General features: G+C 37.5%; 14 protein-coding genes. 5 read left to right on the top strand and 9 right to left on the bottom strand.

The window, feature by feature from the left end:
- Window positions 1-19 precede the first annotated feature (19 nt).
- The 5 genes from U859_RS0113650 to U859_RS0113670 form a co-directional block, all read right to left on the bottom strand.
- A complete protein-coding gene (locus U859_RS0113650) occupies window positions 20-1,237 on the bottom strand; it encodes a hypothetical protein (RefSeq protein ID WP_025143919.1) in 1,218 nt (405 codons plus the stop codon).
- The gene (locus U859_RS0113655) at window positions 1,230-1,814 is read right to left on the bottom strand and encodes an RNA polymerase sigma factor (protein WP_025143920.1); all 585 of its coding nucleotides are present in this window, start codon (window positions 1,812-1,814) and stop codon (window positions 1,230-1,232) included. The genes U859_RS0113650 and U859_RS0113655 overlap by 8 nt, the downstream gene beginning before the upstream one ends.
- A 119-nt stretch (window positions 1,815-1,933) precedes the next feature.
- Window positions 1,934-2,629, bottom strand: a complete 696-nt coding sequence (locus U859_RS0113660; RefSeq protein ID WP_025143921.1) for a DUF4397 domain-containing protein — start codon at window positions 2,627-2,629, stop codon at window positions 1,934-1,936.
- Between the two features lie 141 nt (window positions 2,630-2,770).
- Complete coding sequence (locus U859_RS0113665; protein ID WP_025143922.1) at window positions 2,771-3,433, bottom strand: hypothetical protein; 663 nt, start codon at window positions 3,431-3,433, stop codon at window positions 2,771-2,773.
- A gap of 82 nt (window positions 3,434-3,515) precedes the next feature.
- Complete coding sequence (locus tag U859_RS0113670) at window positions 3,516-5,138, bottom strand: ABC-F family ATP-binding cassette domain-containing protein (protein WP_025143923.1); 1,623 nt, start codon at window positions 5,136-5,138, stop codon at window positions 3,516-3,518.
- A gap of 614 nt (window positions 5,139-5,752) precedes the next feature.
- Between U859_RS0113670 and U859_RS0113680 the strand changes: the two genes are divergently transcribed.
- The 4 genes from U859_RS0113680 to U859_RS0113695 all read left to right on the top strand — a co-directional run bounded on the left by U859_RS0113680 (window position 5,753) and on the right by U859_RS0113695 (window position 7,944).
- On the top strand, window positions 5,753-6,313 hold the full coding sequence (locus tag U859_RS0113680) for a hypothetical protein (protein WP_025143924.1): 561 nt from the start codon (window positions 5,753-5,755) through the stop codon (window positions 6,311-6,313).
- A gap of 121 nt (window positions 6,314-6,434) precedes the next feature.
- Window positions 6,435-7,010 (top strand): nitroreductase, encoded by a 576-nt coding sequence (locus U859_RS0113685; RefSeq protein ID WP_025143925.1) that lies wholly within the window; start codon window positions 6,435-6,437, stop codon window positions 7,008-7,010.
- A gap of 88 nt (window positions 7,011-7,098) precedes the next feature.
- Window positions 7,099-7,443, top strand: a complete 345-nt coding sequence (locus tag U859_RS0113690; RefSeq protein WP_025143926.1) for a DUF1801 domain-containing protein — start codon at window positions 7,099-7,101, stop codon at window positions 7,441-7,443.
- Window positions 7,444-7,491: 48 nt separating this feature from the next.
- Window positions 7,492-7,944: a hypothetical protein gene (locus U859_RS0113695; RefSeq protein ID WP_025143927.1), complete on the top strand. Its 453-nt coding sequence runs from the start codon at window positions 7,492-7,494 to the stop codon at window positions 7,942-7,944.
- A 144-nt stretch (window positions 7,945-8,088) separates the two neighbouring features.
- Here the strand turns inward: U859_RS0113695 and U859_RS0113700 are convergent, their stop codons facing one another.
- The 4 genes from U859_RS0113700 to U859_RS0113715 form a co-directional block, all read right to left on the bottom strand.
- On the bottom strand, window positions 8,089-9,255 hold the full coding sequence (locus U859_RS0113700; protein ID WP_025143928.1) for a DUF3298 and DUF4163 domain-containing protein: 1,167 nt from the start codon (window positions 9,253-9,255) through the stop codon (window positions 8,089-8,091).
- 95 nt (window positions 9,256-9,350) lie between these two features.
- Window positions 9,351-10,235 carry a polysaccharide deacetylase family protein gene (locus U859_RS0113705; RefSeq protein WP_025143929.1) on the bottom strand — a complete coding sequence of 295 codons (885 nt, stop codon included), beginning with the start codon at window positions 10,233-10,235 and terminating at the stop codon, window positions 9,351-9,353.
- Between the two features lie 12 nt (window positions 10,236-10,247).
- The gene (locus U859_RS0113710) at window positions 10,248-11,609 is read right to left on the bottom strand and encodes a M1 family aminopeptidase (RefSeq protein WP_025143930.1); all 1,362 of its coding nucleotides are present in this window, start codon (window positions 11,607-11,609) and stop codon (window positions 10,248-10,250) included.
- Window positions 11,610-11,668: 59 nt separating this feature from the next.
- Window positions 11,669-12,547 carry a polysaccharide deacetylase family protein gene (locus U859_RS0113715; protein ID WP_025143931.1) on the bottom strand — a complete coding sequence of 293 codons (879 nt, stop codon included), beginning with the start codon at window positions 12,545-12,547 and terminating at the stop codon, window positions 11,669-11,671.
- Between the two features lie 176 nt (window positions 12,548-12,723).
- On the opposite strand from U859_RS0113715, the gene U859_RS0113720 reads away from it, so the two are divergent.
- Window positions 12,724-15,231: a S9 family peptidase gene (locus U859_RS0113720; RefSeq protein WP_025143932.1), complete on the top strand. Its 2,508-nt coding sequence runs from the start codon at window positions 12,724-12,726 to the stop codon at window positions 15,229-15,231.
- Window positions 15,232-15,601 lie beyond the last annotated feature (370 nt).

Below are 15,601 nucleotides of genomic sequence, written 5' to 3' on the forward strand. Positions count from 1 at the left end.
CTAAATATCTTAGTTTTTTTTAAAAATCGATTTTCAAGCGTAATCCACCATTGGTAAGATTGAGGTTTTCTTTTGAGAAAGTTTTCATTGGTAATCTCAAAAACGGCTCTATGGCAATATTATTCTTTTTCGATATTTTTTGTTTATAACCCAAAGAGAAATTGTAGAATCCGATGTATTTATCGGGATCTATACTGGCTTCTGGCTGAGGCTCAGTGGTTTTTTCTTGAACGATAAATGTTTTCGATTCTGCATAGCCGTTTACAGGTGCAGAAGAAACATTTTGTACCTGGTTTACAATATAGTTATTCTGTTGTGAGCTATTTAAAACAGCTAATGCCGAAACCCCGATGTTGGTATACAATTTTTCGCTTATCTTATATTTTAATTCTAAAGGAATATTAATCCCACGGACTTTAGAATCAACAGATTCCAGGTTTCTGCCCGACAAAGTTTGTGGAGCGCCAGCGTTCAGCGATTCTGTAGTGCTGATAGCAGCATAAGAAACACCAGAGCTGATAGACAGTTTATTCGCAATGGCATACGATAATGAAAAACCATAGTTCATATTTACCTTATTATCATTACCCATTGCAGGGGCAACATATACATCAGGTTGCCATTTGGAGTTTTCATTTGTTTTGGATGAGGTTTTTTGTTGGTTAGCACGACTATCTTGCGCTAATAACTCTTCAAATGTTACTTTTTTATTCGGTAAGGATTTTTTCTTTTCGGTTAAAATCTCGAAATTTTTTGAGCTAAAGGTTGAAATATTAGTACCCGCAAGCCTGTTATCCAATAAATTACTATTTACAAGCTGTAAATCATCTGAATTATTTACATAGGTGTAATTCTTATTCTGTTCAACGATCAGGTTTGTTCTTTCCGCGCTTTTATTTGGAAGGTTAGCTGCAGTAAGGTTGTTTAAAATAGTGGTTGTATCATTTAATGGAGCGGAGTTATTTTTTGGAGCTGTATTGCTATTAAGATCTGTGTTTGAGTTTTGCTGCGTTTTAGGTTTAGCTATGGCAAGATCAGTTTTTTGACTGGTATTGTTGAGGGCAAAAAATACCCCGCCGGAAACAAAAATCAGGGCAGCAGCAGCCCATAGCGGCCAAAATGCAATTCTCCGTTTTTTATTCTCTTTTTCCGAAAAGCGCTCCCAGGCACCATCAGGATATGTTTCCTCATGGTTTTGGAGTTTCGCGGTAATATGCTCAATTAATTCCTTATCCATTTTTCTCGTATGAATTGACCATGGTATTTAAGTAAAGGGTACGTAACTTATTTTTAGAACGTGTTAAATACACACGGCTCGAACTTTCGGGTATATTCAGCATTTTCGATATCTCATCGTGTGCAAAACCTTCAATTTCGTATAAGTTAAATACCAGTCTTTGCGTATCTGGTAAGTGATTTAGTAAATTCAAAATATCGTTAACATGAAGTTCCGAAGCAACCGAAACCTGTGTAACCGGATGTTCGTTTTCTGCCAGGTCATCTACATAGAACTGAATTTTCGAACTCCGTATTTTATCTATTGCTGTTCTGGAAGCGATCTGGGCAATCCAGCCTTTAAACGACCGCTGCAATTCTTCCGGGTTTTTTGGCGCTTTAAAGCCGGCCACATGTTTAAAAATTTTGATAAAGCTATCATTTACAAGTTCTTCACTGTCTGAAGTATTCTTGGTGTACCTTAAAATAATGCCCATTAAATAGCCATAAAATGATTTATACATCATTTCTTTACAGCTATTGTCGTTTCTTACACAGCCTTTTAAAATTTCCTCAAAACTGAGTATTTTTTTTATCACCCCTGTAAAGGACTATTTAATAAAGGTTTATCATGATTAATTGCTTTCAAATTTAAGAAAATAACACCACCCAATTTTTTGAGTGGTGTCAATTTTCATTATCACAGGTAGTGCGATTTTTATTTATTTGTCATCACAGATAAACCCAGTCCGGTAGTATCGGTTTTACTGGTTAAACCTTTGGCCCAAATGGTATAAATTTTTCCTTTTTCAATTTTAATAGCCGGTAAGCTAACTTTAACTGTTCCACTTTGCTTTAATTGAAAAGTATAGCTATCGTTAGGTGCAATATTGGTAAATGTTGTAAATTCTTTGAAAGCTTTTGCCGTAAATAATGGAGCATCAGTTCCCGCAACAGCTAAATCGTAAGTTGCAGTTCCGGGGCTTAAGTTTACAAAACGAACTTTTGCCTTATCTGCTTCCGGAGCTTTTAAATCATCTTCAAGAATCAAAAGTTTTGTCGATTTTAAAGTATCAACCACAAATACTGAATAGAAGAAACCTGGTTTTAAACCTGCTGTAGCTGTAGTTACATATTTTAAAGAGTCTTTTTTAGATACTCCAACCAACCTTGTTCCAGGATAAGCTGCATAGTAGCCTAAATCTTTGGTGTAAGTAAAAAAGTTGATTTTTTGGTTATCCAGAATAAAATCAAGAGGGCCTGTTCCTGGCGATGCATGTACAAAACCAATACCAGCTGCTTCTATCGGATCGTTATTGAAATCCTTTTTACATGCAGTGATGGTTAAAGTTATTGCAAAGAGAGAGAGTATAATTTTTGCCGTAGTGCTAAAATTTTTCAAATTCGTTTTCATTTTAATGTTTAAATCAATTTTATGAACAAAATTGGTTAATGGCCATTAACGCTTTTTTCTTGTAAAACGATTAATGGAATGAAAACGCTACAGCTGTATTAATTTTTTATAAGATTAGTTTGCTACGACTGATATATTAGGTTAATTTATTGTAACACTTTCTTTTAAAATCAGTTTACTTTTTACAGCAACCCCATTTACTTTAGCGGAAATAAAAGTTAAGTCGGTGGGTTTGAATTTGGCAAGATCTACCGTTTTACTGCTATTATAAGATGTAGATGCTATTTTTTGCTCGTAGTTTATTAATTTACCTGCACTATCAATAGTAAAGATTAGGAATACATCATGTCTGCCTTTTAAAGACTTCAATTCACCTGGTATTTTAAATTCTCTTTTTAAAAAATGCATACCATAATCAAAACCACCAATTTTACAGGGGTAGGTTACGTTTTTGCTGGTTTCAAATCCTTCTATTTCATAAGATGCATTTTCAGGAGCATTGTTGATTTCCACTTCATTAGTAGTGTAATTGTAAATCTGGTCTACAATCGCGCTATCTGCAAACTTAAAAAAATACCAACGACCAGTCCGCTCCCCGTCTTTGTAGGCACCTGAAGCTACTTTTTTCCGCCCTCCTTTAATTTCAGATAAACCGTTTTTGATGTAACGTTTTGATTTTAGTTCCGTACTGTGCTCAATAAAGCCACCCCTGATGATTTTATACTCGGTACTGGTTGAATCGCTTTTTTGTGCACAAGCAAATAAAGGAATAAGGCAGGAGAGAAGAAGCGTAAGTTTTTTCACTGTTTTAGATTTTGTTTATAAAGAAAAAGAGTTTTGATGTAATATCAAAACTCTTTTAATAATTAAATAATGCTGTTCTTAATTAAGCATACATCTCTTCGCGGAGTTTGGCAACGTCGCTGCTGTTAATGTATTCATCGTAAGTCATCAGTTTATCTATAGTGCCTTTTGGTGTAATCTCGATAATGCGGTTTGCAACCGTTTCTGTTAACTGGTGATCTCGTGAGGTAAATAATATTGCGCCTTTAAAATCTTTCATGCCGTTGTTCAGTGCCTCGATAGATTCCAGATCCAGGTGGTTGGTTGGCTCATCAAACATTAACAAATTGGCCTGTTGCAACATCATTCTTGAGAACATGCAGCGCATTTTTTCACCTCCTGAAAGTACTTTTACGTTTTTAAGTACTTCCTCACCCGAGAATAACATACGGCCTAAGAAACTACGTACAAATTGCTCATCAGCATCAGTTCCCGAATACTCGCGTAACCAATCAACAAGGTTTTCATCTTTTCCGGCGAAATATTCAGAGTTATCATTCGGGATATCGGCAGTGCTGATGGTAACACCCCATTTAAACTCACCTTTATGATCAGTGTCCCTACCGGTTAACACATCGTAAAATGCTGCCGTGGCCAAACTATTTTGCGATATTACTGCAATTTTATCTCCCTTATTTACCATAAAGGTAATTTTGTCGAACAAAACGCCATCATTTCCACTCTTACCTAAAGCATCAACCTGTAAAATCTGGTCGCCAGCTTCACGGCCGATATTGTTGAAGATAATTGCCGGATATTTTCTGCTTGATGCTTTAATCTCTGTAATATCAATTTTATCCAAAGCTTTCTTACGCGAAGTTGCCTGTTTCGACTTGGATGCATTTGCACTAAACCTGCGGATAAATTCCTGCAACTCCTTCACCTTATCTTCCATTTTTTTGTTCTGGTCGCTGCGTTGTTTTAAAGCTAGCTGACTAGATTCGTACCAGAACGTGTAGTTACCAGTGTAGATACTCATTTTAGCGAAATCGATATCTACAATGTGTGTACAAACAGCGTCTAAAAAGTGCCTGTCGTGACTTACCACCAATACAATGTTTTGATAATCAGCCAAAAAGTTTTCTAACCAGGCAATGGTTTCGATGTCCAAATCGTTGGTAGGCTCATCCAGTAGCAAGATATCCGGATTACCGAAAAGAGCCTGTGCCAATAACACACGTACTTTTTGAGTGTTATCCAGTTCCTTTAGTAACTTATAATGGTTATCTTCTGTAATGCCCAAATTGCTCAACATCGTTGCTGCGTTGCTTTCCATGTTCCAGCCGTCCATTTCAGCAAAAAGATTTTCCAGTTCTCCGGCACGTTCGCCATCTTTTTCTGAGAAATCTTCTTTCATATAAATGGCATCTTTTTCTTTCATGATGGCATAAAGCTCTTTATGGCCAATCATTACGGTTTCTAATACCGAAAACTCATCAAATTCGTAGTGGTTTTGCTTTAAAACCGCCATTCTTTCGCCTGGGGTAAAAGCTACACTACCAGAAGTCTGGTTAACTTCTCCCGATAAAATTTTCAGGAAAGTAGATTTACCTGCACCGTTAGCCCCAATAACACCGTAGCAGTTGCCTTGGGTAAATTTTAGGTTAACATCTTCAAATAATGTGCGTTTGCCGTATCGTAACGATAAATTAGAAACTGAAATCATGCTGTAATTGAAATAAGCCGCAAAGATAGGGAAAAAGGTTGAGGGTAGGAAGTTGTTTAATGGTTTGGTTGTTTTATTGTCGAAAGGTTTGGAGGTTGGAAAGTTGGAAGGTGTTCGAATGTTTTAAGGTTGGAAAGTTTGAAGGATCGGGAAATTAAGGGCTTGATTCCTTGTGGCTGATGTAGTCCCGCTTTCACTTCAATCTTTTAAAAATAACTTCTGTTATGCTAAGGTACAAATACCTGTTTCATAGGTTGCAGATGCAGGGTATTTTGGGGTGCCGCAATTTTAAAAGTATTTCCGTTCAATCTGGTTTATTGATGGAAGTGTTGTGCTTTTGGCCATTTTACCAACTTGCAGGTTTATGCATTTATCAAAGGCTACAGGCTTTGTTCATTAAACCTGATCGAACGGAAAGCCCAAAGCGAGGTACGAGCGAGGACTTGCAGGAAGAGCGGGGCTACCCTTAGCCATTAACATCAGACCATTCATTTTCAAAACATTATTGACCAGCTGAAACACCATAGTACACTGAAGCTGATGCCATTTGAAAAGGACATACAAGTTTTAAAAGCCTGTGAGGTTTTATCTGCTAAAAATTTTATTTTAGCCTTATGCAAAACGATCTCTTGCTCGAAACCATTAAAACCACCCTTCAAAAAAGCAAAGTAGAAAAACTGGCTGCAATTGCTTCAGAAGAAACCTTTTCGGTAAAAGACCTGATCGATTTAAGTTTTTATCATGATGAACAGATCGGGTTTCGGGCGGCATGGATTTTGGAGAACGTTTATACCGCCCACCAGTTTCGCTTTTTGCCTCATGCGCTTTATTTCTTAGAAAAACTACCACAACAGCATAATTTATCAGCGTTGAGGCATTATGTTAAAATTCTGGCCTTTATGACGAAGAAAAATACTGCTGAAGCGGTTAAAAAGGTTATTGCCGGTTACGATACCGATCATCTGGTAGAAGTGGTTTTTGCATGGCTGATTGATGAAAAAATTCCTGTAGCCATAAAATCGCACTGTCTTAATATCCTGGCGAATTTAAACACTAAACATAACTGGATCAGGGAAGAACTTTTGCAAACGATGGATTTTCTGGTTGATAAGGAAAGCATTGCCTTTTTTGCAAAGGTGAAACAGATTAGGAAGCAGTTTTCGGTTAGCAATTGATAGTTTTCAGTTACTGGTTTACAATTAACAGTTCAGCATTTTCAGTTAACATAAAGTCAAATCTTTATCGGTTTTTAACCCTAAACCTTCTACCTTACGCCTTAAACCTTATATTTACCGAATGAGTACTACATACGAAATCATCTCAAAAGTTATAAAAGAACGTCGCAGTATTTTTCCTGCTAGCTATATTAAAAAAGAAATTCCGGTTGAGGTGATCAATCAGATTTTAGAAACGGCCAATTACGCGCCAACACATAAATTAACCCAGCCATGGCGCTTTGTTGTGATCAGAAAAGCTGGATTGGCTAAGCTTGGCGAGGAGTTAGGCAGACTATACAAAGCATTGGTTAGCCCGCAACAGTTTTTACAGAAAAAGTACGACAGCTTTGCGGAGAAAACAAGCCAGGCCGATTGCATTATTGCCATCAATATGCAAGTGAGTGGTAAAATACCAGAGTGGGAGGAGTTGGCAGCAGTATCATGTGCTGTGCAAAACATGGCCTTAACTGCCGAAAGTTTAAATGTGGGCGCCTATTGGAGTTCGCCGCCGTTAATTGATGACCTTGGCGAATTTTTAAGCCTTGGCGAAAACGAAAAATGTATCGGCTTATTTTACATGGGCTATCACAACGAAAAACCCTGGGAACCTAATAGAGGGGCAATTGAAGAGAAAGTGAGGTGGATTGAGGAGTAGTCCTTAGTCTGGTTCATTAGTTCATTAGTCATTGGTTTATTGATCATTGGTTCATTGCTATCATCCATTTTCCATCTTACATACACATATGCTTAATCCTCTTGATCACTATTTTGAGCAAAAAGATGAGCCGATTAAAAGTTGCCTGCAATATTTAAGGAAGCTTTTAATGGGGTATGCTGATATTACGGAGCATTGGAAATATGGAATGCCTTTTTATTACCATAAAGGAAAAATGTTCTGTTATCTTTGGATCCACAAAAAACTCCATCAGCCTTACATTGGTTTGGTTGATGGAAATAAAATTTACCACGAAGATCTGTTACAGGAGAAAAGAGCCAGAATGAAAATTTTATTGATCAACCATTTAGAAGATATCCCTAAAGATAAAATCAAACTGATTTTAAAACAAGCTTTTGATCTTCGTAAATAGCTCGGGTTTCCATCTTCCATCAAACACCTTCCATTATCCATCATTAACATGTCTACATTAAAATCTAAACTATATCAGCTTTGCTTAACTTTTATTCAAAACAGGATAGAAAACATTGAATATTCGCTGCAGCAAGCCAGGCAGGCTTCTAATGATGATACGAAAAGCAGTGCGGGCGATAAATATGAAACCACAAGAGAAATGATGCAGCAGGAGATGGACCGCAACAATAAATTACTTTATGAAGCGGGACAACAGAAAATCGCTCTGCAACAGATCGAAAATGTAGAATCGGATCAGGTTATTAAAAACGGGAGCGTGGTATTAACTTCCGAAGGTAATTTTTACATCAGCATCAGTGCTGGAGAATTAAACGCTGAAGGACAGAAATTTTTTGCTGTATCTCAGGCTTCGCCGATTGGCAAATTCCTGATCGGGAAAGCGAAAAACGAAAGTTTTAAGTTTAACGGCAAGGAATATATTGTAAAACAGATATTATAAAAGTTTTCAGTGGGCAGTTTGCAATTGCAGTTAACCCATTAATTTCCGCTGATTTAAGATGATAAGTGCAGAAATATTTTCCAGTTGGCGGTTTTTAATTTTCATTTAACCAGTTTAAACAATTAACCGATTAACCACCACTAACTATTTTATCCCCATCCTTTGTGAAAAAGCTGGTATTAAATAAGTCTTTAAATCTGTGTAAGGCACAAATACTACAATCTGTCCCTGGGCATAACTAGCTACTTCGTAAGGGTTGTACATAAAAGCAATCCCATTGGAGTTGAAATAAAAGTTATTATTCGGTTTTATAAAATCGTCAAATAGCACAGTACTTAGTGCATCTTTGGCTTTAATATTATATTCTTTACGGAGATTACGTTCTAGAATGCCCTGTAAAGTATTAGAATCTATTTTAACAATGTCGCCAAGCACCATTTGTTTTTTGTTCTTTACATCCAAACAATACATTACACTGCTGTAATTGCCATGTGCGCCACCGGTATAAGCATCAGCCAGGAAATCGATTACTACATAGCCATTATCATTATAGCTTATAGATTGCTGACTATTGTTGGTATAATTCATCCAGGCCTGAAAATCATCGCCACGACCATCTTTTGATTGCTCGGCAACCTGCGATTTATAATCTTTAAAATAGTCAGCAGCAATATTTTTAAAACCGATTGAACGGTCAACCTGCGATTTTATTCCCAATATCTTTTTAAGCTCAGTATTTAACCAGTTACCATATTCATCAGTATTTTTACTTTCGAGGTATTCAAAACTAATCTGTGCCGCAGGCGATTTGGCTTGATTGGCAAAGGCCTTAACCGAATCTTCGTAAATACCTGCATTGAACGGATAACTCCCATCTGGATATTTTTCTGTCAAAGCAATCGTAAATTTTTTGGTTTTATCTCCGCTTTCCCATGTGCCGTTAAAGCCATTTCCATTCCATTTTAAGGCTAAATGCGGCGATTTAAAATCCCGAGTAAAGTACGATTCGTAATAACTGTATTCGGTAAGCACAATACTATCTTTACCAATCAGGGTATCGGTTGATAGGTTAAGCCATGAGCCATCGTAATAATAGGCGCCACTCACGTCATCATTAACCTTTTGAAGGTGCACCACTACCTTTTTACCCGCAATGGTACCTTCTAATCTCTTATAAAATTGTCCGGTAAGTTCGGTTTTTACCTTTTCTGTACTGTCAGTTGCTCCGGTGTTATTAGTTCCGTTTTTAGGATTGTTGCAGGCTGATAGTATGGCTATTCCGAAAAGACATAAGAAAAAAGAGTATTTCATAGGGCTGTTGTATAGGGGTTTTTAATGTTGAAAGTTGTAATGTTAGATTTAACTTTTCAACCTTCAAACATTTCAACTTCTTCTAATTAACCTCTTTACTTAGATTTTGTTTTATTAAAGCTCTTGTTAATGCTGTAATATAAATTTTTTGCGGTGTATCTTCCCGGGTCAATAATCCTTCTGATGGTATAAAGCGGATAGTTTTCGTCCCTTGCTGTAGATAAGATAAAAGCTGCCTTAAAGCCATGTTCCTTTAGTTTATGCAAGGTAGATGATTTGAAAACTCCGTAAGGAAAAGCAAAATATTCTACTTTTTTTCCGGTAATCTGTTCCAGCTTTTTGGTCGGTTCATCAATTTGGGTAGTCCAGTCGGCATCCGTAAACTGGGCAAAGTTTTTATGGTCATAGGTATGGCTGGCAATTGTATTTCCTTCATCAGATAATTGTTTAATCTGCTCTTTGGTCATGTAATTAATCCTACCTTTTCTGCCGATGGATACCGTCATGATAAAATAAACGCCCTTAAAGCCGTACTTTTTCAATGTAGCGTTCCCAACGGTAAACTGATCTTCATCGGTATCATCAAAACTGATTATAATTGGTTTTTCAGGCAGTTTTGCGCCATAAACGAGGTAATTGTACAATTGATCGGGCTGAATAGTATGATAACCACTGTCGGCCAGCATTTTAATGTGTTCGCGAAATTTATCGGGGGCGATAATATCATCGTGTGCCCTTTTACTGTCGCTGGCAATATTATTCCTGATCTGGTGGTAACAAAGTACAGGCACCTCTCTGCGGGCCATGATGGTTTTGTTATCCGCAGGTTTTGTGTTTGTCGAGTCTGTTTTAACCACTGCTGTCGCATCTTCTGCCGCGGTTTTTTCGTTTTGCTTATTGCCCGAACAAGCGAATGAAAATGATCCTAAAAACAGAACGGATAGAAGGGTATGGGCTACTGATTTTAATTGTAAATCCAAGGTTTTTATAATTTATTTAATCAAAGATACAGCGTTTTCAGAAAGGATAAAGTCTTTTTCGTAAGCATCCCATTCTTTTTGGGTGATACCCGATTTTAAAGCATTCCTTTTAAAGAAATTATAATCAGTGAGTTCATTTTTAGTATTTAAACAGGTGCTTAAAAATTTAAACATGCGCTTTTCACCAATTATCTGCTCAAGGCCACGAAGCAAAAAAGGACCGTAAGAATAACGGTAAGTGCCCGATATTTCATTGATATCTTTAATGGTGTTTAAAGGTTTTGCCTTAAAATTTTTCAATTGTTTCCCTCTCTCCGCAAAGTATTTGGTGCTGAAAGTTTTTCCGAATTTTTCTTCGGCTGCTTTAACCGATAAATACTCGGCCGTTGATTCTAAAAAGAACCAGAACAAAGTTGAATTTGGCTGTAGCACATTTCCGAAATAATAATGGCCAATTTCGTGTGCGATAAATGGATAATCGGTAGAATCTTTAAGTTTATGATGTTCTACATCAATCATATCGCCTAATTTGATGCCTGCAAAGGCAATTGTTGGGAAAGCCACAAAACCCCAGCTTCTGCCTTTGTTAAATTTTTCTACAGGTGAGTGCTCTATAAATACATTTTTAGTATCATATGGGATCTTTAAAACCTTAAAATAATAGGCTTTCATTTCTGCAATATTGTTTTCAAAAACCTCTAGTTGCCTATCATTCATCTGGCTGTTTAAGAATAATGCGCCATTGGTTTTTTGCACACCGTAATCTCCTGCAAAAATCATAGGCGCAATGGGTACTTCAGATTTAAACCTGGCAACAGGTCCTGGTTTTGGCTGATCGCCGTTGATAAAGATCATTTTGGCATCTTTACTGGTTACCTGAATATCAAAGGTCATCTGTTCAATCTGCCTGTCGTTTTTGATGTCGTAAATGATTGGATACCATTTAGACTGATCAGTAGCCCTCATCGTTTTTCCATTAAAGGCAATCAAGCCTTTAAAATCAATAAAGTTCAGCGTGTCGGTATAAATCGGGAAAGCACCCGTATAGGTAATGTGCAGTTTGCCCGGATTTACCATTGTGCTGTCTTTATACAATGGGGCATAGGTCAGGCCTTCGCCGCGCATGGCACCACCATAAAAACCACTGTATTTTAAAGTTTGATTGGCAGAATCTTTTATGGCTTTAATGTTAAAACCTTTGTTTAATAATATTTGATAGTCCTTCCCTAAGTTAGGAATATTGCTCAACACAAAATCGCACGTAATCTGGCCTGTAGCCATTACCACTTCAACTTTACCACTTAAATGTGGTGTTTGTGCATGGATTTTAAAGATATGGATTAATAAGAGGGCGAGTAACGCTAATTTTTTCATGTTAATTGATGGTTCGGTATAAAAAAGAAAATCCCGATGTAAAAATCGGGATTTTTTGCTTAAAAACTATTTTTAATGCTGTTGCTTAAGGTTTTTGGCGACCAGTAACCGCTGGCAATAATCCTGCGGATGGTAAATAGCGGGTCCTTTTCGTCGCGCTTGGTTGATAATTGGTAAGCCATCCTGAAGCCGCGTTTTTTCAGTTCAGGAATTCCTTCGGCGTTCCATAAACCAAAAGGGTAGGCAAATTCGGTCATTGTTTTGCCCGTAATTTCCTCCAGTTTTTTGGTTGGTTTATCCAACTGTTCTTCCCAATCTTTACCTGCATATTTTTTAAAGTTTTTATGGTCGTAAGTATGGCTGCCGATAACATTTCCCTCATCAGAAAGTTGTTTAATCTGCTCTTTGGTCATATAATCAACAAACTTGCCTTTTCTGCCGATAGAAACCGTCATGATAAAATAAACCGCTTTATAACCCAGTTTCTCTAACGTAGGGCGTACAATGGTAAACTGGTCCATATCCGTATCATCAAAGGTTAACATAATTGGTTTGCTTGGCAGGGCAGCGCCAGTATTAAGATATGCATAAAGCTGATCGGGCAAAATGGTGTGGTAACCACTATCGGCCAGCATTTTCATCTGGTCTTTAAAATTCTGGATTTCTACAATATAATCTTTACCTACTTTTCCATCGGTTGGTTTCCAGTTTCTTACCTGGTGATAACATAAAATTGGCACCTGTTTTCTGGCCAGGATGGTTTTGGCATCTGCAACTTTTATTTTCGAAACATCAACTGGTGTTCCGGTGCTTGCTGTGGTTTTAGCGGTTTGTGCGGCAGAATCTTTATCAGCAGACTTTTCTGTTTGGGATTTAGACTGGCAGCTGGCAAATAAAATTGCGCCAGCAGTTAGGATGGTTAAAAAGCTATATTTCATTATTAGGGATGTATAGCTACAAAACTATAAAATCTGTTAATTATTTAGGTGTTAAAATAAATTGTGTTAATAATTATTTTACATCAAATAAATTGCGCTAACTATCGCTTTTATTACATATTAAAGCCTGTTTAATATCCTATAATTAAATAATTTAGCGGCTCAAACAAATTTTGATGAATAAACTTTATAAACTCCTGCTGTGTGCGCAGTTTTTATCCTTAACTGTTGCTGCACAAACCAAAACATTTACTATAACCGAAAACATTCAGCCACAACCTAAGGCAAATTATCAGCTTGCATCGCGTTTTTCGCCGAATAAGCTAAAGAAAATGGTTTATTCTACTGCTGTTGATCCACATTGGCTAAAATTGAGTAACCGTTTCTGGTACACTTTCGAAAGTCCGAAGGGTAAGTTCTGGTACCTGGTAGATCCGGCTTCGAAAAGTAAAAAGCTGCTGTTCGACAATTCGAAACTGGCTGCAGATATTACACTGATTGTGCGCGATCCGTTTGATGCGGAACATCTGCCACTCGAAAACCTCAAATTTGCTGCAGATGAAAAAAGCATTTCTTTCGAGATCAAAAGCAGTGTTGATGAACTGAAAAAGGACCGGAAAGATAAAAAAGCGGCTGATTCTATGCAGAAGAAAATCTATTCTTTTAAGTACGAACTGGCTACTGCAAAGTTGACCGAAGTACCAAATTTCAGCAAACCAAAGCCGAAACCAGCATGGGGTTCAGTAGCACCAGATTCATCGGCCATTATTTTCTCCCGCAACTATAATCTTTACTGGATGGATAAAGAGAACTATAAAAAAGCGGTTAAAAATGAAGACGACAGTACCATTGTAGAACATCAGTTAACCAAAGATGGCGTTAAATTTTACTCCTACGGAAGCGATGGCGATGGCGAAAACAATGTAGAAAACGAAAAAAATAATAAAAAACGCCGCGGTGCTTATGTGCTTTGGTCGCCTAATTCGAAATATTTTGTGTTGGACAGGACCGACTCACGTAAGGTTAAAGACCTTTGGGTAATTAATAGCGTTACACCAGGCCGCCCGACTTTAGAAACCTATAAATACCAGATGCCAGGCGAGGCCGAAGCGCCTCAGGATGAAGTTCTATTGTTCGATTTTCCTGCAAAATCTTATAAAAAGCTCAATGTTTCAGCCTTTAAAGATCAAAGTATTTCGGTTTGGAGCAAACCTTCTTTAAATAAAGACCGAGATAACGAATTCCGCCCATCTATCTGGTTAGGAAACGATAGCCGCTTTTATTTTTCGCGTACCAGCCGCGATTTAAAACGCATTGATATCGGTACGGTTGATATTGCTACAGGAAAAGTAACGCCAATAATCGACGAACGTTTTAACACCTATGTTGAAGTAAACCGCCCGGGTTTGGTAAACGATGGTAAAGAGCTAATTCACTGGAGTGAACGCGATGGCTGGGCGCATTTTTATCTTTTTGATGAAAACGGTAAACTTAAAAACCAGATTACCAAAGGTGCTTTTCATTGCGAGAGTATTGTAAATATCGACGAGAAAAAACGCATTCTTTATTTTACGGCTAACGGACATGAAGGCAAAGAAGATCCTTATTATCTGCATTTATACAGCATTAATTTCGACGGTTCGAACATGAAATTGTTAAATACAGGCGATTTTGACCATCTGGCCAACATGAATGATAATAATACTTTTTTTGTTGATAATTATTCAAGAGTAAATACACCACCAAAAGCCACTTTGTATGATGGAAGCGGTAAAAAAGTAATGGAGCTTGAAACAACAGATCTTTCGTTATTGATGGCAGCGGGATATAAATTTCCAGAACCTTTTAAAGTAAAAGCAGATGATGGCATTACCGATTTATACGGTGTAATGTATAAACCATTTGATTTTGATCCGAACAAAAAATACCCGATTATCGAGTATGTTTATCCTGGTCCGCAAACCGAAGCGGTAAATAAAGCTTTCAGCAAAAGTATGGACCGTACCGAGCGTTTGGCACAGTTTGGTTATATCGTGATTACCGTGGGTAACCGTGGAGGTAACCCTTCGCGTTCTAAATGGTACCACACTTATGGTTACGGAAATCTGCGCGATTATGGTTTGGCCGATAAAAAAACAGCTATCGAGCAATTGGCGGCGAAATATACCTATATCGACGAATCTAAAGTGGGTATTACTGGTCACTCAGGCGGTGGATTTATGTCTACAGCAGCCATGTTGGTATATCCCGATTTTTTTAAAGCCGCGGTTTCAAATGCAGGAAACCACGATAACAGCATTTACAACCGTTGGTGGAGCGAAAAACACCATGGCGTAAAAGAAACCATTTCTTTAAAAGGCGATACTTCGTTTAAATACAGCATTGATAAGAATCCTGATCTGGCGAAAAATCTTAAAGGTCATTTACTGTTAATGCATGGCGATGTAGATAACAATGTGCATCCGGCAAACTCTATCCGTGTAGCAAATGCATTAATGAAAGCAGGTAAACGCTTCGATTTCCTGATTATCCCTGGTCAGCGCCATGGTTTTGGAGACATGACAGAGTATGCTTTCTGGAAACTGGCCGATCATTTTAATAAATACCTGATCGGCGATTTTTCTGAGCCAAGTGATGTAGACCTGGTAGAAATGGATAGGGATATTGAGCAGAATGGGAAATAATCCTTAAAAAATCCGTGGTTCGTGTCCTAACGAACCTTTTTAGCATAATGATGGCCTATGGAAACATGGGTCATTTTTATACCCTTGCCTTAGCTTCTTATCATTAACCACAGATGAAAAGGATGAACACAGATAAATAAACCATCTGTGCTCATCTGTGGTTAAAAAGCTTACAATATAGATTTACTTTAGTTTAAGGCTTATGCATTAAGGTTTCCAATCGACCCGATAGCTATCGGGTTGGAAATGACGTAACGCGTTAGCAAATTAAATACCTGTGTGCATCAGTGGCCAACCTATTACAATAGCATAAAAAAAGCCTCCCGACTTTTGCGTCAGAGAGGCTTTTTCTTAGGTTTTTAGGTAATCC

The sequence above is a fragment of the Pedobacter jeongneungensis genome (genome assembly GCF_000633455.1).
GTDB lineage: Bacteria > Bacteroidota > Bacteroidia > Sphingobacteriales > Sphingobacteriaceae > Pedobacter > Pedobacter jeongneungensis_A.

Bases quoted from the DNA above. Each gene is read 5' to 3' on its own strand.
- U859_RS0113650 (WP_025143919.1), bottom strand. From the start codon at position 1,237: ATGGATAAGGAATTAATTGAGCATATTACCGCGAAACTCCAAAACCAT.
- U859_RS0113660 (WP_025143921.1), bottom strand. From the start codon at position 2,629: ATGAAAACGAATTTGAAAAATTTTAGCACTACGGCAAAAATTATACTC.
- U859_RS0113670 (WP_025143923.1), bottom strand. From the start codon at position 5,138: ATGATTTCAGTTTCTAATTTATCGTTACGATACGGCAAACGCACATTA.
- U859_RS0113680 (WP_025143924.1), top strand. From the start codon at position 5,753: ATGCAAAACGATCTCTTGCTCGAAACCATTAAAACCACCCTTCAAAAA.
- U859_RS0113685 (WP_025143925.1), top strand. From the start codon at position 6,435: ATGAGTACTACATACGAAATCATCTCAAAAGTTATAAAAGAACGTCGC.
- U859_RS0113690 (WP_025143926.1), top strand. From the start codon at position 7,099: ATGCTTAATCCTCTTGATCACTATTTTGAGCAAAAAGATGAGCCGATT.
- U859_RS0113695 (WP_025143927.1), top strand. From the start codon at position 7,492: ATGTCTACATTAAAATCTAAACTATATCAGCTTTGCTTAACTTTTATT.
- U859_RS0113700 (WP_025143928.1), bottom strand. From the start codon at position 9,255: ATGAAATACTCTTTTTTCTTATGTCTTTTCGGAATAGCCATACTATCA.
- U859_RS0113710 (WP_025143930.1), bottom strand. From the start codon at position 11,609: ATGAAAAAATTAGCGTTACTCGCCCTCTTATTAATCCATATCTTTAAA.
- U859_RS0113715 (WP_025143931.1), bottom strand. From the start codon at position 12,547: ATGAAATATAGCTTTTTAACCATCCTAACTGCTGGCGCAATTTTATTT.
- U859_RS0113720 (WP_025143932.1), top strand. From the start codon at position 12,724: ATGAATAAACTTTATAAACTCCTGCTGTGTGCGCAGTTTTTATCCTTA.